This is a genomic window from Pseudomonas sp. LS.1a (assembly GCF_022533585.1).
Taxonomy (GTDB): Bacteria; Pseudomonadota; Gammaproteobacteria; order Pseudomonadales; family Pseudomonadaceae; genus Aquipseudomonas.
This window is the reverse complement of the sequence record NZ_CP092827.1, coordinates 143,665-166,380: the sequence shown is the minus strand read 5'-3', so window position 1 is coordinate 166,380 and position 22,716 is coordinate 143,665. Positions and strand designations below refer to the sequence as shown.

Here is a 22,716-nt window from a genome sequence, read left to right as displayed (position 1 = left end):
TCGCCGGCAAGCAAGCTCCCACAGGTACCGCACAACTCTCAGGAGCTGCACAGTACCTGTGGGAGCCGGCTTGCCGGCAATCGGGCTGCAGGGCAGCCCGCTAGCGCATGAGCAATCAGCTGTCCTTGTTGTGGATGATGATGGTCGGGTCAGCACCGCTGATCAACGAGTTGATCGTGGTGTTGGACCAGTTCACCCCTTCCAGCTTGATGGTCACGTCGGCGTTGGCCAGGCCACCTTCGGCATTGAGCTTGCCTTCGCTGCTGACCTGCAGCGTCGTCGTACCGTCCACCGTGGTGAGTTTCAGGTAGTTGTCGATGGTGCTGCCCTTCTCGTTCTGCAGCAGGTCGCTCAAGTCGATCTTGTCTTTTTCGCCTACGTTGAAGTCCTTGATGACGTCATTGCCGGTATCGCCAGCCTTCCACACGAAGGTATCAGAACCGCTGCCGCCAATCAGGATATCGTGGCCCTGGCCACCGATCAGGGTGTCCTTGCCGCTACCGCCCAGCAGGATGTCGTTACCCTTGCCACCATCAAGCACGTCATCGCCACCTTGACCGAAGAGGATGTCGTTGCCATTGCCGCCGGACAGCAAGTCTTTACCGTCGTTGGCACCGGAGATATCGAACTCGGTGTAGTGCTCGGTAATGTACTGGTGGACATTACTGGTGGTGATGGAACTGGCTTCGACACCGCTCTTTTGCGCCACGTACGTCTGCAGCGCCTGATAGCCCTCACTGACGACACCGTTGAGAGTAATCAGGTCACCGAAGATGATGTCGTTGCCGTTACCACCATCGATGCTGTCAGCGCCCGGCAGAATCGCCTCGGAATGGCCGAGAATCGCCTTGGCCAGATCCGACGGATCAATGCCTGCCTGTGGTTTGCCAGCGGAGTCGTAAGGCTTCAGATCGTTCAGCGTGACATCGCTATTCAAGCCGATGGCCTGCACTTTACTCACGCCGTTGACGCCACCGAGCAAGCTGAAGCTCGCGGTGGTGCCTGCTGCCGACTCCTGATAGTTCCAATACTCACCGTAGCCAGAACCGTCCAGGCTGGAGAACTCGTAGGTGCCATCGCCCTGAGCATGCAAGGTGCCGACGGTGCTGGTGGACTGAAGCACCAACTCACCTTTCTTGTTCTCGCTGTAGGTCAGGACCTTGACCGTGCCACTGCTGCTGATCTCGACTTTGTGAGTCGAGTCGGCCCAGCCACTGAAGGTATCGCCAAGTTTGTAGTTGTTGACGTTGACCACGTCATCCAGGTACTTGCCATTGGTCCACAGCCGCGGGTTGGTATTCTCCCCGCTCTGGTAGTAGGTCGGCTTGCCGTCAGTGATGAAGTAAGTCAGGTTCTCCGCATTGGCGTTACTGCTGGCCATGGCGCTCTTGAAGAAGTTGGCCGTGGCCTTGAACGCGTCTTCGTAGTTGGTACCGCCGCCGCTTGCCATGGAGTTCAGTACGTTCTGCAGCTTGCTCAAGGCATTCGGGTCGGCAAGGTTCACCGCCACGTTCTGCTTGACCTGGGTATCGAAGTCCACCAGGAAGATGTTGACCGTGCCCGAGGTATCGGAGCCCAGGCTGGCCTTGAGCGTATTGAACACCGAGGCCAGCTGCGTCTTCGCGTCCGAAATCGACTTGTCACTCATGCTGCCCGAGCTGTCGACAATAAAGGCAATGTTGTAGTTCTTGCCCTGAACCACGTTCAGGCCAGACACGTCGGCGACCATGATGTCGTTGCCTTCGCTGCCGTTCAGCGTATCGCTGCCCGAGGTACCGACACTGGCCTTGTAGGTCGCAGCGTATACGGTCACCGGGATGTTGCCGGTGGTAACGGCCGAACCGCCCAGGCTTTCAGTGGCAACCGAGGTGACGGTAACGTCGAACGAACCTTTGTAATAGGCCGGTGGAGTCAAGGTCAGGCTGCTCAGTTTCCAGCCCGTCACATCGACTGGTCCAGTACCGACCGTGACAGTGTGGCCTGCACCATCGCTCAGCACGGTACCTTTCGGAATACCGCTGAGGGTCACGCTCAAGCTCTCGGAGCCATCGGTGTCGGTCAGGGCGGTAGAGATGCTGACCAGTTTCACCGAACCACCTTCCGGCCCTTCATTGAACTTGTAGCCGTCGTAGTAGCTCTGCCCATTGACGGTGTGCAGGTCGGACACGCCCAGGCCGGCGTTGGCCATCTCGGTCACGCTTTGGTACATCTTCAGGTTCGAGCTGCTCAGGTCAGTGACCGCACCCGAGCCTGCCTGGATGTTCAGGTCATAGCTGCCTGGGCCAGACTGGTTGGCATGGTAGACCTCGATCGGGTAGTAGCCACTGTTGTTCGGGGTGAAGGTACCCGAGATCTGGCCACCGGCCCCCCAGGTGGCCGTGACCACGGTCTTGCCACCAATGGTGACCACGAAGCTATCGTCGGCGGTCCCGCTGAAGGTGTAGGTCTTGCCGGCTTCCAGATAAATCAGGCCCGACGTTTTCGAGCCGGTGCCAGCGCCGACGCTGCCATCGGACTGCACATTGGTGGTGGTGCTGCTGGCGTTGGCATTGCCGGAGTTGGCAAAGACCGTCTTCAGGTCTTCGCCGGTAATACCATTACCACCAGTACCCAGGCCTTTGAGGCTGGTCCAGACTTCCTTGGTCAGGCCTTTGGAGTCGAAATCTGCGCTGCCGAAGCTCAGGGTCGGCTTGTCTGCAACCGGACTGATATCGACCTTCATGGTCACTTCGCTGCCCAGGTTGGTGCCATCGTTCGGCTTGAACTTGAACTGCGCGTAGTCAGCCTGCTGGTTCCCCACGCCGTTGCCACCGTAGCTGTCCCCACCCGACTGGTTGAGGGCCGGGACGAACTTCAGGTTCTGGGCCGTGATGTCAGCCTGGCTGACCACTTGGCCGACGGCCACATTCACCCATGCAGTACCATTGAAGAACTGCAAGCTGCCGGCGGCCGGGAGCGAGGTAATGGTCACGGACAGGCCGGTGTTGCTGTCGGCATCGGTGACTTTGAAGTCACTCCAGGCAAACACGTAGGCGGTGTCTTCCACGCCAAACACCGCACCGCCAGGCGAAACCGGCAGGTGGTCGTTGTCGAGGATGGCTGTGGTCACGCTGGCATTGTTGCTGTCGACCTTCAGGTTCTCGAAGCCTCCACCGGTGGCGGTTTCGATCTTCACAGTGAAGTTCTCGATACCCTCGACCAGCTTGTCGTCGATGGTCGCGATGTCGAACGTGGTGCCGTTGCTGTTGGCCGGGATCTTCACAGTGGTGATACCGGTGAAGTCCTCGCCATTCTTGGCGGTGCCGCTGTAGCTGAGGGTGATCGTGACCTCGGCCTTGGACGCATTGCTCAAGGTCAGCGTGTAGTGGCCGGTTTCGCCTTCGGTCAGTGACGTGGTGCCGCTGATGCCGACCGTGGCGACATCGCCCTGGTTGCCTGTACCCGGAACGCCCGAGCCAGGCTCGTCAGTGACGGTGGTGCTGACCGGGGTCTTGTCCAGGGTCAGTTGCTCGAACTTGCCCACGTCAGCGCCGGCGACCGAACCGATCGATTTGACCACAGGGTCGTTGGCGCCGGTGTAGACGTTGTCCGGGGCAGTGACGGTGACCGAACCAGTCGTGCCGTTGGCCGGCACGGTGATGACGGTCTTGCCATCGCTCAGCGTGAAGGTCAGCGCGCCGTGATTGTTGATCGGCAGACCGTCTTTGTTGGTCAGCGTGATGGTGTAGGTGATCTCGCCGCCTTCGGTGACCGAAGGGGTCGCGGTCAGCTTGGCCACCACTTCGTCTGTGGTGTCGGTCACCTGAACCGAAGCGTCGCCGCCCAGCTGCAGGTTCTCGAAGGTACGACCATCAACGTCCACAGCGGACTTGATGCCCAAGCTGATCTGGCCAGCATCGTTGTAGACGTCATCGCCTTGCGCAGCATGGGTGTACGGTGCACTGGTTTCGCCAGCCTTGATGGTGACCTGGGCGTTGTTGCTCAGGGTCACGACCAGGTCATGGGCCAGCGCCTGGTTGATGTGCACAGTGAAGGTCGGCTTGACGTTCTCGGCCACCGACGCCTGATCGGCGGTGATGGTGACCTGCACCAGGTCGCCTTGGTTGCCGGTACCCGGGGTGCCCGAGCCAGGTTCGTCGGTAACGGTGGTGCTGACCGGGGTCTTGTCCAGGGTCAGTTGCTCGAACTTGCCCACGTCAGCGCCGGTGACCGAACCGATCGATTTGACCACAGGGTCGTTGGCGCCGGTGTAGACGTTGTCCGGGGCAGTGACGGTGACCGAACCAGTCGTGCCGTTGGCCGGTACGGTGATAACGGTCTTGCCGTCGCTCAGCGTGAAGGTCAGGGCCGAGTGGTTATTGATCGGCAGACCGTCTTTGTTGGTCAGCGTGATGGTGTAGGTGATCTCGCCGCCTTCGGTGACCGAAGGGGTTGCGGTCAGTTTGGCCACCACTTCGTCGGTGGTGTCGGTCACTTGGACCGTAGCGTCGCCGCCCAGTTGCAGGTTCTCGAAGGTACGACCATCAACGTCCACAGCGGACTTGATGCCCAGGCTGATCTGGCCAGCATCGTTGTAGACGTCATCGCCTTGCGCAGCATGGGTGTACGGTGCACTGGTTTCCCCAGCCTTGATGGTGACCTGGGCATTGTTGCTCAGGGTCACGACCAGGTCGTGGGCCAGCGCCTGGTTGATGTGCACAGTGAAGGTCGGCTTGACGTTCTCGGCCACCGACGCCTGATCGGCGGTGATGGTGACCTGCACCAGGTCGCCTTGGTTGCCGGTACCCGGGGTGCCCGAGCCAGGTTCGTCGGTGACGGTGGTGCTGACCGGGGTCTTGTCCAAGGTCAGTTGCTCGAACTTGCCGACGTCAGCGCCAGTGACCGAACCGATCGATTTGACCACAGGGTCGTTGGCGCCGGTGTAGACGTTGTCCGGGGCAGTGACGGTAACCGAACCAGTCGTGCCGTTGGCCGGCACGGTGATGACGGTCTTGCCGTCGCTCAGCGTGAAGGTCAGGGCCGAGTGGTTATTGATCGGCAGACCGTCTTTGTTGGTCAGCGTGATGGTGTAGGTGATCTCGCCGCCTTCGGTGACCGAAGGGGTCGCGGTCAGTTTGGCCACCACTTCGTCGGTGGTGTCGGTCACCTGAACCGAAGCGTCGCCGCCCAGCTGCAGGTTCTCGAAGGTACGACCATCAACGTCCACAGCGGACTTGATGCCCAGGCTGATCTGGCCAGCATCGTTATAGACGTCATCGCCCTGCGCAGCATGGGTGTACGGTGCACTGGTTTCCCCAGCCTTGATGGTGACCTGGGCGTTGTTGCTCAGGGTCACGACCAGGTCATGGGCCAGCGCCTGGTTGATGTGCACAGTGAAGGTCGGATTGACGTTCTCGGCCACCGACGCCTGATCGGCGGTGATGGTGACCTGCACCAGGTCGCCTTGGTTGCCGGTACCCGGGGTGCCCGAGCCAGGTTCGTCGGTGACGGTGGTGCTGACCGGGGTCTTGTCCAGGGTCAGTTGCTCGAACTTGCCCACGTCAGCGCCAGTGACCGAACCGATCGATTTGACCACAGGGTCGTTGGCGCCGGTGTAGACGTTGTCCGGGGCAGTGACGGTGACCGAACCAGTCGTGCCGTTGGCCGGCACGGTGATGACGGTCTTGCCATCGCTCAGCGTGAAGGTCAACGCGCCGTGATTGTTGATCGGCAAGCCGTCTTTGTTGGTCAGCGTGATGGTGTAGGTGATCTCGCCGCCTTCGGTGACCGAAGGGGTGGCGGTCAGCTTGGCCACCACTTCGTCGGTGGTGTCGGTCACTTGGACCGTAGCGTCGCCGCCCAGTTGCAGGTTCTCGAAGGTACGACCATCAACGTCCACAGCGGACTTGATGCCCAGGCTGATCTGGCCAGCATCGTTGTAGACGTCATCGCCTTGCGCCGCATGGGTGTACGGTGCACTGGTTTCGCCAGCCTTGATGGTGACCTGGGCATTGTTGCTCAGGGTCACGACCAGGTCATGGGCCAGCGCCTGGTTGATGTGCACGGTGAAGGTCGGATTGACGTTCTCGGCCACCGAGGCCTGATCGGCAGTGATGGTGACCTGTACCAGGTCGCCTTCGTTGCCCGGGGTACCCGGCTCGTCGGTGACGGTGGTGCTGACCGGGGTCTTGTCCAGGGTCAGCTGCTCGAACTTGCCGACGTCAGCGCCATCAACGGTAGCAATGGACTTCACGACCGGATCGTTAGCACCCACATACACGTTGTCCGGGGCAGTCACAGTGACCGAACCAGTCGTGCCGTTGGCCGGCACGGTGATGACGGTCTTGCCGTCGCTCAGGGTGAAGGTCAGGGCCGAGTGGTTATTGATCGGCAGACCGTCTTTGTTGGTCAGCGTGATGGTGTAGGTGATCTCACCGCCTTCGGTGACCGAAGGGGTCGCGGTCAGCTTGGCCACCACTTCGTCGGTGGTGTCGGTCACTTGGACCGTAGCGTCGCCGCCCAGTTGCAGGTTCTCGAAGGTACGACCATCAACGTCCACAGCGGACTTGATGCCCAGGCTGATCTGGCCAGCATCGTTGTAGACGTCATCGCCTTGCGCCGCATGGGTGTACGGTGCACTGGTTTCGCCAGCCTTGATGGTGACCTGGGCATTGTTGCTCAGGGTCACGACCAGGTCATGGGCCAGCGCCTGGTTGATGTGCACGGTGAAGGTCGGATTGACGTTCTCGGCCACCGAGGCCTGATCGGCAGTGATGGTGACCTGTACCAGGTCGCCTTCGTTGCCCGGGGTACCCGGCTCGTCGGTGACGGTGGTGCTGACCGGGGTCTTGTCCAGGGTCAGCTGCTCGAACTTGCCGACGTCAGCGCCATCAACGGTAGCAATGGACTTCACGACCGGATCGTTAGCACCCACATACACGTTGTCCGGGGCAGTCACAGTGACCGAACCAGTCGTGCCGTTGGCCGGCACGGTGATGACGGTCTTGCCGTCGCTCAGGGTGAAGGTCAGGGCCGAGTGGTTATTGATCGGCAGACCGTCTTTGTTGGTCAGCGTGATGGTGTAGGTGATCTCACCGCCTTCGGTGACCGAAGGGGTCGCGGTCAGCTTGGCCACCACTTCGTCGGTGGTGTCGGTCACTTGGACCGTAGCGTCGCCGCCCAGTTGCAGGTTCTCGAAGGTACGACCATCAACGTCCACAGCGGACTTGATGCCCAGGCTGATCTGGCCAGCATCGTTGTAGACGTCATCGCCTTGCGCCGCATGGGTGTACGGTGCACTGGTTTCGCCAGCCTTGATGGTGACCTGGGCATTGTTGCTCAGGGTCACGACCAGGTCGTGGGCCAGCGCCTGGTTGATGTGCACGGTGAAGGTCGGCTTGACGTTCTCGGCCACCGACGCCTGATCGGCGGTGATGGTGACCTGCACCAGGTCGCCTTGGTTGCCGGTACCCGGGGTGCCCGAGCCAGGTTCGTCGGTGACGGTGGTGCTGACCGGGGTCTTGTCCAAGGTCAGTTGCTCGAACTTGCCGACGTCAGCGCCAGTGACCGAACCGATCGATTTGACCACAGGCTCGTTGGCGCCGGTGTAGACGTTGTCCGGGGCAGTGACGGTAACCGAACCAGTCGTGCCGTTGGCCGGCACGGTGATGACGGTCTTGCCGTCGCTCAGCGTGAAGGTCAGGGCCGAGTGGTTATTGATCGGCAGACCGTCTTTGTTGGTCAGCGTGATGGTGTAGGTGATCTCGCCGCCTTCGGTGACCGAAGGGGTCGCGGTCAGCTTGGCCACCACTTCGTCGGTGGTGTCGGTCACTTGAACCGTAGCGGCACCACCCAGCTGCAGATTTTCGAAAGTCGCACCGGTTGCATCCACAGCCGAACTGATGCCCAGGCTGATCTGGCCAGCGTCGTTGTAGACGTCATCGCCCTGCGCAGCATGGGTGTACGGTGCACTGGTTTCCCCAGCCTTGATGGTGACCTGGGCATTGTTGCTCAGGGTCACGACCAGGTCGTGGGCCAGCGCCTGGTTGATGTGCACGGTGAAGGTCGGATTGACGTTCTCGGCCACCGACGCCTGATCGGCGGTGATGGTGACCTGCACCAGGTCGCCTTGGTTGCCGGTGCCCGGGGTGCCCGAGCCAGGCTCGTCGGTGACTTCGGTGCTGACCTTGGTTTCGTCCAGCGTCAGCTGTTCGAATTTCCATGCATCAGCGCCACTGACGTATTTCAAGCTCTGCTCGACCGGAGCGTTCGCACCGCTATAGACATTGTCCGGGGCGGTCACGGTGACCGAACCGGTCGTACCATTGGCCGGGACGGTGATAACGGTCTTGCCGTCGCTCAGGGTGAAGGTCAGGGCCGAGTGGCTGTTGATCGGCAGACCGTCTTTGTTGGTCAGGGTCACGGTATAGGTGATCTGTCCACCTTCGCTGACAGTCTCGGTTGCAGTCAGTTTTGCCACAACTTCGTCGATTGTGTCGGTAACCTTGACCGAAGCGTTCTCGCCCAGTTGCAGGTTCTCGAAGGTACGACCGTCGATGTCCGACGCCGACTTGATGCCGAGGGAAATTTCGCCGCTATCCAGATAGACGTCGTCACCCTGTGCCGCATGGACATAAGGTTCGCTCGAAGTCTGACCGGCTTTGATGGTGACCTGTGCATCGTTACTCAGGGTCACGACAAGGTCATGATCCAGTGCAGTGTTGATATGCACAGTGAAGCTCGGTTTGACGTTCTCGGCTACCGAAGTCTGGTCAGCAGTGATGGTGACCTTGACCACGTCACCCTGGTTGCCGGTGCCCGGGGTACCCGAACCAGGCTCGTCGGTGACCTCGGTGCTAACCTTGGTTTCGTTCAACGTCAGGTGCTCGAATTTCCACGCATCAGCGCCGCTGACGTATTTCAGGCTCTGCTCGACCGGTGCGTTCGCACCGGTATAGACGTTGTCAGGGGCCGTTACGGTGACCGAACCCGTGGTACCGTTGGCCGGCACGGTAATAGTGGTCTTGCCGTCGCTCAGGGTGAAGGTCAATGCCGAGTGGTTGCTGATCGGCAGACCGTCTTGGTTGGTCAGGGTCACGGTGTAGGTGATCTGACCACCTTCGGTTACGGTCTCGGTTGCTGTCAGTGTGGCCACAACTTCGCTGATCGTGTCAGTAACCTGAACCGAGGCGGCGCCACCCAACTGCAGGTTTTCGAACGGCCGACCATCGACATCCACCGCCGAGGTGATGCCGAGGGTGATTTCGCCGCTATCCAGATAGACATCATCGCCCTGCGCCGCGTGCTCGTACGCTGCGCTGGTTTCGCCAGCCTTGATGGTGACCTGGGCATTGTTGCTCAGGGTCACGACCAGGTCGTGGGCCAGCGCCTGGTTGATGTGCACGGTGAAGGTCGGATTGACGTTCTCGGCCACCGAGGCCTGGTCGGCAGTGATGGTGACCTTGACCAGGTCACCTTCGTTGCCCGGGGTACCCGGCTCGTCGGTGACGGTGGTGCTGACCGGGGTCTTGTCCAGGGTCAGCTGCTCGAACTTGCCGACGTCAACGCCATCAACGGTAGCAATGGACTTCACGACCGGATCGTTAGCACCCACATACACGTTGTCCGGGGCAGTCACAGTGACCGAACCAGTCGTGCCGTTGGCCGGCACGGTGATGACGGTCTTGCCGTCGCTCAGGGTGAAGGTCAGGGCCGAGTGGTTATTGATCGGCAGACCGTCTTTGTTGGTCAGCGTGATGGTGTAGGTGATCTCGCCGCCTTCGGTGACCGAAGGGGTTGCGGTCAGTTTGGCCACCACTTCGTCGGTGGTGTCGGTCACTTGAACCGTAGCGGCACCACCCAGCTGCAGATTTTCGAAGGTCGCACCGGTTGCATCCACAGCCGAACTGATGCCCAGGCTGATCTGGCCAGCGTCGTTATAGACGTCATCGCCCTGCGCAGCATGGGTGTACGGGGCACTGGTTTCGCCAGCCTTGATGGTGACCTGGGCATTGTTGCTCAGGGTCACGACCAGGTCATGGGCCAGCGCCTGGTTGATGTGCACGGTGAAGGTCGGATTGACGTTCTCGGCCACCGAGGCCTGATCGGCAGTGATGGTGACCTGTACCAGGTCGCCTTCGTTGCCCGGGGTACCCGGCTCGTCGGTGACGGTGGTGCTGACCGGAGTCTTGTCCAGGGTCAGCTGCTCGAACTTGCCGACGTCAGCGCCAGTGACCGAACCGATCGATTTGACCACAGGGTCGTTGGCGCCGGTGTAGACGTTGTCCGGGGCAGTGACGGTAACCGAACCAGTCGTGCCGTTGGCCGGCACGGTGATGACGGTCTTGCCATCGCTCAGGGTGAAGGTCAGGGCCGAGTGGTTATTGATCGGCAGACCGTCTTTGTTGGTCAGCGTGATGGTGTAGGTGATCTCGCCGCCTTCGGTGACCGAAGGGGTTGCGGTCAGTTTGGCCACCACTTCGTCGGTGGTGTCGGTCACTTGAACCGTAGCGGCACCACCCAGCTGCAGATTTTCGAAAGTCGCACCGGTTGCATCCACAGCCGAACTGATGCCCAGGCTGATCTGGCCAGCATCGTTATAGACGTCATCGCCCTGCGCCGCATGGGTGTACGGTGCACTGGTTTCCCCAGCCTTGATGGTGACCTGGGCATTGTTGCTCAGGGTCACGACCAGGTCGTGGGCCAGCGCCTGGTTGATGTGCACGGTGAAGGTCGGATTGACGTTCTCGGCCACCGAGGCCTGGTCGGCAGTGATGGTGACCTGTACCAGGTCGCCTTCGTTGCCCGGGGTACCCGGCTCGTCGGTGACGGTGGTGCTGACCGGAGTCTTGTCCAGGGTCAGCTGCTCGAACTTGCCGACGTCAGCGCCAGTGACCGAACCGATCGATTTGACCACAGGGTCGTTGGCGCCGGTGTAGACGTTGTCCGGGGCAGTGACGGTAACCGAACCAGTCGTGCCGTTGGCCGGCACGGTGATGACGGTCTTGCCATCGCTCAGGGTGAAGGTCAGGGCCGAGTGGTTATTGATCGGCAGACCGTCTTTGTTGGTCAGCGTGATGGTGTAGGTGATCTCGCCGCCTTCGGTGACCGAAGGGGTTGCGGTCAGTTTGGCCACCACTTCGTCGGTGGTGTCGGTCACTTGAACCGTAGCGGCACCACCCAGCTGCAGATTTTCGAAGGTCGCACCGGTTGCATCCACAGCCGAACTGATGCCCAGGCTGATCTGGCCAGCGTCGTTATAGACGTCATCGCCCTGCGCAGCATGGGTGTACGGGGCACTGGTTTCGCCAGCCTTGATGGTGACCTGGGCATTGTTGCTCAGGGTCACGACCAGGTCATGGGCCAGCGCCTGGTTGATGTGCACGGTGAAGGTCGGATTGACGTTCTCGGCCACCGAGGCCTGATCGGCAGTGATGGTGACCTGTACCAGGTCGCCTTCGTTGCCCGGGGTACCCGGCTCGTCGGTGACGGTGGTGCTGACCGGGGTCTTGTCCAGAGTCAGCTGCTCGAACTTGCCGACGTCAACGCCATCAACGGTAGCAATGGACTTCACGACCGGATCGTTAGCACCCACATACACGTTGTCCGGGGCAGTCACAGTAACCGAACCAGTCGTGCCGTTGGCCGGTACGGTGATAACGGTCTTGCCATCGCTCAGCGTGAAGGTCAACGCGCCGTGATTGTTGATCGGCAGGCCGTCTTTGTTGGTCAGCGTGATGGTGTAGGTGATCTCGCCGCCTTCGGTGACCGAAGGGGTTGCGGTCAGTTTGGCCACCACTTCGTCGGTGGTGTCGGTCACTTGAACCGTAGCGGCACCACCCAGCTGCAGATTTTCGAAGGTCGCACCGGTTGCATCCACAGCCGAACTGATGCCCAGGCTGATCTGGCCAGCGTCGTTATAGACGTCATCGCCCTGCGCAGCATGGGTGTACGGGGCACTGGTTTCGCCAGCCTTGATGGTGACCTGGGCATTGTTGCTCAGGGTCACGACCAGGTCATGGGCCAGCGCCTGGTTGATGTGCACGGTGAAGGTCGGATTGACGTTCTCGGCCACCGAGGCCTGATCGGCAGTGATGGTGACCTGTACCAGGTCGCCTTCGTTGCCCGGGGTACCCGGCTCGTCGGTGACGGTGGTGCTGACCGGGGTCTTGTCCAGAGTCAGCTGCTCGAACTTGCCGACGTCAACGCCATCAACGGTAGCAATGGACTTCACGACCGGATCGTTAGCACCCACATACACGTTGTCCGGGGCAGTCACAGTAACCGAACCAGTCGTGCCGTTGGCCGGTACGGTGATAACGGTCTTGCCATCGCTCAGCGTGAAGGTCAACGCGCCGTGATTGTTGATCGGCAGGCCGTCTTTGTTGGTCAGCGTGATGGTGTAGGTGATCTCGCCGCCTTCGGTGACCGAAGGGGTTGCGGTCAGTTTGGCCACCACTTCGTCGGTGGTGTCGGTCACTTGAACCGTAGCGGCACCACCCAGCTGCAGATTTTCGAAGGTCGCACCGGTTGCATCCACAGCCGAACTGATGCCCAGGCTGATCTGGCCAGCGTCGTTATAGACGTCATCGCCCTGCGCAGCATGGGTGTACGGGGCACTGGTTTCGCCAGCCTTGATGGTGACCTGGGCATTGTTGCTCAGGGTCACGACCAGGTCATGGGCCAGCGCCTGGTTGATGTGCACGGTGAAGGTCGGATTGACGTTCTCGGCCACCGAGGCCTGATCGGCAGTGATGGTGACCTGTACCAGGTCGCCTTCGTTGCCCGGGGTACCCGGCTCGTCGGTGACGGTGGTGCTGACCGGGGTCTTGTCCAGAGTCAGCTGCTCGAACTTGCCGACGTCAACGCCATCAACGGTAGCAATGGACTTCACGACCGGATCGTTAGCACCCACATACACGTTGTCCGGGGCAGTCACAGTAACCGAACCAGTCGTGCCGTTGGCCGGTACGGTGATAACGGTCTTGCCATCGCTCAGCGTGAAGGTCAACGCGCCGTGATTGTTGATCGGCAGGCCGTCTTTGTTGGTCAGCGTGATGGTGTAGGTGATCTCGCCGCCTTCGGTGACCGAAGGGGTTGCGGTCAGTTTGGCCACCACTTCGTCGGTGGTGTCGGTCACTTGAACCGTAGCGGCACCACCCAGCTGCAGATTTTCGAAGGTCGCACCGGTTGCATCCACAGCCGAACTGATGCCCAGGCTGATCTGGCCAGCGTCGTTATAGACGTCATCGCCCTGCGCAGCATGGGTGTACGGGGCACTGGTTTCGCCAGCCTTGATGGTGACCTGGGCATTGTTGCTCAGGGTCACGACCAGGTCGTGGGCCAGCGCCTGGTTGATGTGCACGGTGAAGGTCGGATTGACGTTCTCGGCCACCGAGGCCTGGTCGGCAGTGATGGTGACCTGTACCAGGTCGCCTTCGTTGCCCGGGGTACCCGGCTCGTCGGTGACGGTGGTGCTGACCGGAGTCTTGTCCAGGGTCAGCTGCTCGAACTTGCCGACGTCAGCGCCAGTGACCGAACCGATCGATTTGACCACAGGGTCGTTGGCGCCGGTGTAGACGTTGTCCGGGGCAGTGACGGTGACCGAACCAGTCGTGCCGTTGGCCGGTACGGTGATAACGGTCTTGCCGTCGCTCAGCGTGAAGGTCAACGCGCCGTGATTGTTGATCGGCAGGCCGTCTTTGTTGGTCAGCGTGATGGTGTAGGTGATCTCGCCGCCTTCGGTGACCGAAGGGGTCGCGGTCAGCTTAGCCACAACCTCACTGATGGTGTCCGAGATTTCAACGGTAGCCGGGCCACCCAAGGCCAGCTTCTCAAAGGTGGCACCCGAAACAGTGGCGTCGGTAACGCTAAGGGTAATAGAGCTGGCGTCCTTGATGACATCGTCACCCTGGGCCGAGGTCTTGTACTCGACTTCGGTTTTACCGGCCTCGATGGTCACGGTGTCGCCGTTCGACAGGGTTACTGTCAGTGGCCGGTCCAGCGCTTGGCTTACTTTCACAGTGAAGGAAGGCTGCTGGTCTTCGGTCACACTGCCATTGCCGACGATGCTTACAGTGACGGTATCGATGCTATCGCTGATAACGGTCGAAGCTGGCGTCGGGTTCGGCACCAACTGCTCGAAGTTGCCACCCGTGGCGTTCTCGATGGTCACGCTAACGGTCGAGCCGTTGTTGTAGACGTCGTTGGCCGGGGTTTCGAAGTCGACGCTGCCCTGGGTCTTGCCAGCCTCGACAGTGATGGTCTGGCCATTGGACAGGGTCACGGTCACCGGGGTCTGCGCCGGGTTGCTCAGGGTCACGGTGTAGGTGATCACGCCGCCTTCGGTCACCGACGGGTTCGCCGTCAGGGTCGCGGTGGTGGTGTCGACCGAGTCGTTGATGGTGGTCTGAGCCGGGGTCGGGTTCGGCACCAACTGCTCGAAGTTGCCACCGGTCGCACCGGTAATCGTGGTGCTGACGGTCGAGCCGTTGTTGTAGACGTCATTGGCCGGGGTTTCGAAGTCGACGCTGCCCTGGGTCTTGCCGGCTTCGATGGTGATGGTCTGGCCATTGGACAGGGTCACGGTCACCGGCGACTGGGCCGGGTTGCTCAGGGTCACGGTGTAGGTGATCACGCCGCCTTCGGTGACGCTTGGCGAAGCAGTCAGGGTCGCGGTGGTGGTGTCGACCGAGTCATTGATGGTGGTCTGAGCCGGCGTCGGGTTCGGCACCAACTGCTCGAAGTTGCCGCCCGTGGCGCTTTCGATGGTCACGCTGACGGTCGAGCCGTTGTTGTAAACGTCGTTGGCCGGCGTCTGGAAGTCGACACTGCCCTGGGTCTTACCGGCCTCGATGGTGATGGTCTGGCCGTTGGACAGGGTTACGGTCACCGGGGTCTGCGCTGGGTTGCTCAGGGTCACGGTGTAAGTGATCACGCCGCCTTCGGTCACCGACGGGTTCGCCGTCAGAGTCGCGGTGGTAGTGTCGACCGAGTCGTTGATGGTGGTCTGAGCTGGTGTCGGGTTCGGCACCAACTGCTCGAAGTTGCCACCGGTCGCACCGGTAATCGTGGTGCTGACGGTCGAGCCGTTGTTGTAGACATCGTTGGCCGGCGTCTGGAAGTCGACACTGCCCTGGGTCTTACCGGCCTCAATGGTGATGGTCTGGCCGTTGGACAGGGTCACGGTCACCGGCGACTGGGCCGGGTTGCTCAGGGTCACGGTGTAGGTGATCACGCCACCTTCGGTGACGCTTGGCGAAGCAGTCAGGGTCGCGGTGGTGGTGTCGACCGAGTCGTTGATCGTGGTCTGAGCCGGCGTCGGGTTCGGCGACAGTTGCTCGAAGTTGCCGCCCGTGGCGCTTTCGATGGTCACGCTGACGGTCGAGCCGTTGTTGTAAACGTCGTTGGCCGGCGTCTGGAAGTCGACACTGCCCTGGGTCTTACCGGCCTCGATGGTGATGGTCTGGCCGTTGGACAGGGTTACGGTCACCGGCGACTGGGCCGGGTTGCTCAGGGTCACGGTGTAAGTGATGACGCCGCCTTCGGTGACGCTTGGCGAAGCAGACAGGGTCGCGGTGGTGGTGTCGACCGAGTCATTGATGGTGGTCTGAGCCGGTGTCGGGTTCGGCACCAACTGCTCGAAGTTACCGCCCGTGGCGTTCTCGATGGTCACGCTAACGGTCGAGCCGTTGTTGTAGACATCGTTGGCCGGGGTTTCGAAGTCGACGCTACCTTGGGTCTTGCCGGCTTCGATGGTGATGGTCTGGCCGTTGGACAGGGTTACGGTCACCGGGGTCTGGGCCGGGTTGCTCAGGGTCACGGTGTAGGTGATGACGCCGCCTTCGGTGACGCTTGGCGAAGCAGTCAGGGTCGCGGTGGTAGTGTCGACCGAGTCGTTGATGGTGGTCTGAGCCGGCGTCGGGTTCGGCACCAACTGCTCGAAGTTACCGCCCGTGGCGTTCTCGATGGTCACGCTAACGGTCGAGCCGTTGTTGTAGACGTCGTTGGCCGGGGTTTCGAAGTCGACACTGCCCTGGGTCTTACCGGCCTCGATGGTGATGGTCTGGCCGTTGGACAGGGTTACGGTCACCGGGGTCTGCGCTGGGTTGCTCAGGGTCACGGTGTAAGTGATCACGCCGCCTTCGGTCACCGACGGGTTCGCCGTCAGGGTCGCGGTGGTGGTGTCGACCGAGTCATTGATGGTGGTCTGAGCCGGCGTCGGGTTCGGCACCAACTGCTCGAAGTTACCGCCCGTGGCGTTCTCGATGGTCACGCTAACGGTCGAGCCGTTGTTGTAGACATCGTTGGCCGGGGTTTCGAAGTCGACGCTGCCTTGGGTCTTGCCGGCTTCGATGGTGATGGTCTGGCCATTGGACAGGGTCACGGTCACCGGGGTCTGCGCTGGGTTGCTCAGGGTCACGGTGTAGGTGATCACGCCACCTTCGGTGACGCTTGGCGAAGCAGTCAGGGTCGCGGTGGTGGTGTCCACCGAATCATTGATGGTGGTCTGAGCCGGCGTCGGGTTCAGCACCAACTGCTCGAAGTTGCCACCGGTCGCACCGGTAATCGTGGTGCTGACGGTCGAGCCGTTGTTGTAGACGTCGTTGGCCGGGGTTTCGAAGTCGACGCTGCCCTGGGTCTTGCCAGCCTCGATGGTGATGGTCTGCCCATTGGACAGGGTTACGGTCACCGGAGTCTGCGCTGGGTTGCTCAGGGTCACGGTGTAAGTGATCACGCCGCCTTCGGTCACCGACGGGTTCGCCGTCAGGGTCGCGGTGGTGGTGTCGACCGAGTCGTTGATGGTGGTCTGAGCCGGCGTCGGGTTCGGCACCAACTGCTCGAAGTTGCCACCGGTCGCACCGGTAATCGTGGTGCTGACGGTCGAGCCGTTGTTGTAGACGTCATTGGCCGGGGTTTCGAAGTCAACACTGCCCTGGGTCTTGCCAGCCTCGATGGTGATGGTCTGGCCATTGGACAGGGTTACGGTCACCGGCGACTGGGCCGGGTTGCTCAGGGTCACGGTGTAGGTGATCACGCCACCTTCGGTGACGCTTGGCGAAGCAGTCAGGGTCGCGGTGGTAGTGTCGACCGAGTCATTGATGGTGGTCTGAGCCGGCGTCGGGTTCGGCGTCAGTTGCTCGAAGTTGCCGCCCGTGGCGCTTTCGATGGTCACGCTGACGGTCGAGCCGTTGTTGTAAACGTCGTTGGCCGGCGTCTGGAAGTCAACACTGCCCTGGGTCTTACCGGCCTCGATGGTGATGGTCTGGCCGTTGGACAGGGTCACGGTCACCGGAGTCTGCGCCGGGTTGCTCAGGGTCACGGTGTAGGTGATCACGCCGCCTTCGGTCACCGACGGGTTCGCCGTCAGGGTCGCGGTGGTGGTGTCGACCGAGTCATTGATGGTGGTCTGAGCCGGCGTCGGGTTCGGCACCAACTGCTCGAAGTTACCGCCCGTGGCGTTCTCGATGGTCACGCTAACGGTCGAGCCGTTGTTGTAGACGTCATTGGCCGGGGTTTCGAAGTCAACACTGCCCTGGGTCTTGCCAGCCTCGATGGTGATGGTCTGGCCATTGGACAGGGTTACGGTCACCGGCGACTGGGCCGGGTTGCTCAGGGTCACGGTGTAGGTGATCACGCCACCTTCGGTGACGCTTGGCGAAGCAGCCAGGGTCGCGGTGGTAGTGTCCACCGAATCATTGATGGTGGTCTGAGCCGGCGTCGGGTTCGGCACCAACTGCTCGAAGTTGCCACCGGTCGCACCGGTAATCGTGGTGCTGACGGTCGAGCCGTTGTTGTAGACGTCATTGGCCGGGGTTTCGAAGTCGACGCTGCCTTGGGTCTTGCCGGCTTCGATGGTGATGGTCTGGCCATTGGACAGGGTCACGGTCACCGGGGTCTGCGCTGGGTTGCTCAGGGTCACGGTGTAGGTGATCACGCCACCTTCGGTGACGCTTGGCGAAGCAGTCAGGGTCGCGGTGGTGGTGTCGACCGAGTCATTGATGGTGGTCTGAGCCGGCGTCGGGTTCGGCGTCAGTTGCTCGAAGTTGCCGCCCGTGGCGCTTTCGATGGTCACGCTGACGGTCGAGCCGTTGTTGTAAACGTCGTTGGCCGGCGTCTGGAAGTCAACACTGCCCTGGGTCTTACCGGCCTCGATGGTGATGGTCTGGCCATTGGACAGGGTTACGGTCACCGGAGTCTGCGCCGGGTTGCTCAGGGTCACGGTGTAGGTGATCACGCCGCCTTCGGTCACCGACGGGTTCGCCGTCAGGGTCGCGGTGGTGGTGTCGACCGAGTCGTTGATGGTGGTCTGAGCCGGCGTCGGGTTCGGCACCAACTGCTCGAAGTTACCGCCCGTGGCGTTCTCGATGGTCACGCTAACGGTCGAGCCGTTGTTGTAGACGTCATTGGCCGGGGTTTCGAAGTCAACACTGCCCTGGGTCTTGCCAACCTCGATGGTGATGGTCTGGCCATTGGACAGGGTCACGGTCACCGGGGTCTGCGCTGGGTTGCTCAGGGTCACGGTGTAGGTGATCACGCCACCTTCGGTGACGCTTGGCGAAGCAGTCAGGGTCGCGGTGGTGGTGTCGACCGAGTCATTGATGGTGGTCTGAGCCGGCGTCGGGTTCGGCGTCAGTTGCTCGAAGTTGCCGCCCGTGGCGCTTTCGATGGTCACGCTGACGGTCGAGCCGTTGTTGTAAACGTCGTTGGCCGGCGTCTGGAAGTCAACACTGCCCTGGGTCTTACCGGCCTCGATGGTGATGGTCTGGCCATTGGACAGGGTCACGGTCACCGGGGTCTGCGCTGGGTTGCTCAGGGTCACGGTGTAAGTGATCACGCCGCCTTCGGTCACCGACGGGTTCGCCGTCAGGGTCGCGGTGGTGGTGTCGACCGAGTCGTTGATGGTGGTCTGAGCCGGCATCGGGTTCGGCACCAACTGCTCGAAGTTGCCACCGGTCGCACCGGTAATCGTGGTGCTGACGGTCGAGCCGTTGTTGTAGACGTCATTGGCCGGGGTTTCGAAGTCGACGCTGCCCTGGGTCTTGCCAGCCTCGATGGTGATGGTCTGGCCATTGGACAGGGTTACGGTCACCGGAGTCTGCGCCGGGTTGCTCAGGGTCACGGTGTAGGTGATCACGCCGCCTTCGGTCACCGACGGGTTCGCCGTCAGGGTCGCGGTGGTGGTGTCGACCGAGTCGTTGATGGTGGTCTGAGCCGGCGTCGGGTTCGGCACCAACTGCTCGAAGTTACCGCCCGTGGCGTTCTCGATGGTCACGCTAACGGTCGAGCCGTTGTTGTAGACGTCATTGGCCGGGGTTTCGAAGTCAACACTGCCCTGGGTCTTGCCAACCTCGATGGTGATGGTCTGGCCATTGGACAGGGTCACGGTCACCGGGGTCTGCGCTGGGTTGCTCAGGGTCACGGTGTAGGTGATCACGCCACCTTCGGTGACGCTTGGCGAAGCAGTCAGGGTCGCGGTGGTGGTGTCGACCGAGTCATTGATGGTGGTCTGAGCCGGCGTCGGGTTCGGCGTCAGTTGCTCGAAGTTGCCGCCCGTGGCGCTTTCGATGGTCACGCTGACGGTCGAGCCGTTGTTGTAAACGTCGTTGGCCGGCGTCTGGAAGTCAACACTGCCCTGGGTCTTACCGGCCTCGATGGTGATGGTCTGGCCATTGGACAGGGTCACGGTCACCGGGGTCTGCGCTGGGTTGCTCAGGGTCACGGTGTAAGTGATCACGCCGCCTTCGGTCACCGACGGGTTCGCCGTCAGGGTCGCGGTGGTGGTGTCGACCGAGTCGTTGATGGTGGTCTGAGCCGGCATCGGGTTCGGCACCAACTGCTCGAAGTTGCCACCGGTCGCACCGGTAATCGTGGTGCTGACGGTCGAGCCGTTGTTGTAGACGTCATTGGCCGGGGTTTCGAAGTCGACGCTGCCCTGGGTCTTGCCAGCCTCGATGGTGATGGTCTGGCCATTGGACAGGGTTACGGTCACCGGAGTCTGCGCCGGGTTGCTCAGGGTCACGGTGTAGGTGATCACGCCGCCTTCGGTCACCGACGGGTTCGCCGTCAGGGTCGCGGTGGTGGTGTCGACCGAGTCATTGATGGTGGTCTGAGCCGGCGTCGGGTTCGGCACCAACTGCTCGAAGTTACCGCCCGTGGCGTTCTCGATGGTCACGCTAACGGTCGAGCCGTTGTTGTAGACGTCATTGGCCGGGGTTTCGAAGTCAACACTGCCCTGGGTCTTGCCAGCCTCGATGGTGATGGTCTGGCCATTGGACAGGGTTACGGTCACCGGCGACTGGGCCGGGTTGCTCAGGGTCACGGTGTAGGTGATCACGCCACCTTCGGTGACGCTTGGCGAAGCAGCCAGGGTCGCGGTGGTAGTGTCCACCGAATCATTGATGGTGGTCTGAGCCGGCGTCGGGTTCGGCACCAACTGCTCGAAGTTGCCACCGGTCGCACCGGTAATCGTGGTGCTGACGGTCGAGCCGTTGTTGTAGACGTCATTGGCCGGGGTTTCGAAGTCGACGCTGCCCTGGGTCTTGCCGGCTTCGATGGTGATGGTCTGGCCATTGGACAGGGTTACGGTCACCGGCGACTGGGCCGGGTTGCTCAGGGTCACGGTGTAGGTGATCACGCCACCTTCGGTGACGCTTGGCGAAGCAGTCAGGGTCGCGGTGGTGGTGTCCACCGAATCATTGATGGTGGTCTGAGCCGGCGTCGGGTTCGGCACCAACTGCTCGAAGTTGCCACCGGTCGCACCGGTAATCGTGGTGCTGACGGTCGAGCCGTTGTTGTAGACATCGTTGGCCGGCGTCTGGAAGTCGACACTGCCCTGGGTCTTGCCAGCCTCGATGGTGATGGTCTGGCCATTGGACAGGGTTACGGTCACCGGGGTCTGGGCCGGGTTGCTCAGGGTCACGGTGTAGGTGATGACGCCACCTTCGGTGACGCTTGGCGAAGCGGTCAGGGTCGCGGTGGTGGTGTCGACCGAGTCGTTGATGGTGGTCTGAGCCGGTGTCGGGTTCGGCACCAACTGCTCGAAGTTGCCACCGGTCGCACCGGTAATCGTGGTGCTGACGGTAGAGCCGTTGTTGTAGACGTCGTTGGCCGGCGTCTGGAAGTCGACACTGCCCTGGGTCTTGCCTGCCTCGATGGTGATGGTCTGGCCATTGGACAGGGTCACGGTCACCGGGGTCTGGGCCGGGTTGCTCAGGGTCACGGTGTAGGTGATCACGCCACCTTCGGTGACGCTTGGCGAAGCAGTCAGCGTCGCCGTAGTGGTGTCAATGGTATCGGTAACCTGGGTAACCGCTGGTGTTTGCGGCACTGTCACCGTTAGCCCGCCGCCCCCGGTGGTGCCCGTTACAGTCGCCGAAATCTGGCCACCGTCGATATACGGGGTATCATTCGCCGGGACCACGACGTTGGTGCTACCAGTGGTCTGCCCGGCCGGAATGACGATTACGGCACCGTTGGACAGGGTGACCACCAGATTGGTGGTCGGCGCCTGGCCAACCGTAGCGGTATAAACGATTACGCCCCCCGCTTCGCTGATGGAAGGGGTAGCGCCAAGAACCAGATCGGTAGCGACGCTGGTGTCCGTCGTCGGCGTATCCACCTGGTTGTTGCTGGTGCTATCCAGCACGCCAACCTCTTCGCTATCAAGCACGGCTGCAAAGCCCAGCCCGTCAGTCGCGAAGCCGACGGTAGGGTCGACCCGGCCCGCTGTTTCTTCGAGCATGACAAAGCTGTGACCACCACCCAGCGCGCCACCACCGCCTGCTGCCGATGGGCCAGCAGCAGTCGCTTCAAGCTCGGTAGTCGGGTCGACACCGGCAGCGATCGCCTGTTGCAGCTCTTCCACCGACGGCGCGGCCTGTGCGGTCGCCTGACTCAGGTCGGTGCTGCTGCCCGGCGCATCAGCGCTCCACTGGCTGTCGCGACCCAGGTCGAGCAGACGGCCATCGGCCAGTTCCAACGTAACTGCACCGCCCGGGCCAGTGAGCACTTCCTCACCGGCCAGCAGGCGGTCCCCTTCGATCAGAACACGCCGGATGCCCTCTGGGGATACCGCAATAACCTGGCCGACAATACTTTTGACGATGGCTACAACGCTGCTCATTGGACTCTCCGTGTGACCCGATGGGGTACTTCCCTGCCAGAGCGGCACTTGTAAGCCACTTCAGGCGGAACTATGTCGATGATCTCTTGACGTTTTTTGACGTCAATATTCCGTCTATAACTTTTTGGAATTGCCTAACTGCCAAACTATTGACCTTATAGATGCCATCCTAAACAATCACCAATGTAATGTCACATTGATATTTGAACCTTAGCCAAGCGTTTCTTGAGGACAAATGTCGCACATCAGCGAAAGCGCGTTTACCGGTCACTCAAAGTGCCTTTTTCCACGCTTTGGTAGCCATAAACAATGCGGCAGGACAACCGTCCATCGGCAGCTGTCAAAGGTTCAGGTGTCAATATTCAGGTCATTTTCGCTTGCTCAGGCCACTGCTTGGCTACAAGCACAAACCTTGCCTGAAGACAGCCAGGCAGTGATCGGGAAGCCCCGCAAAGTCTTGGCCGCGCTGCAGCTCCCGGCATCAGCAGCCCGTAGCGCTGCATAAGTCGGCGCAGCGATTGCCGTAGATCAAAGAGATAGCGAACAACTGCGCAAATACTGCCAGCCCGAATAGTAGGAAAGCATTGCCGACTGTTAAGCCCAAACCTGTCAGC

The 22,716-nt window shown here is 61.3% G+C and carries 1 protein-coding gene; it reads right to left on the bottom strand.

Annotated features, from left to right (window positions below):
* Positions 1-115: 115 nt before the first annotated feature.
* The gene (locus MKK04_RS00665; protein WP_241106146.1) at positions 116-22,102 is read right to left on the bottom strand and encodes an immunoglobulin-like domain-containing protein; all 21,987 of its coding nucleotides are present in this window, start codon (positions 22,100-22,102) and stop codon (positions 116-118) included.
* Positions 22,103-22,716: the final 614 nt, after the last annotated feature.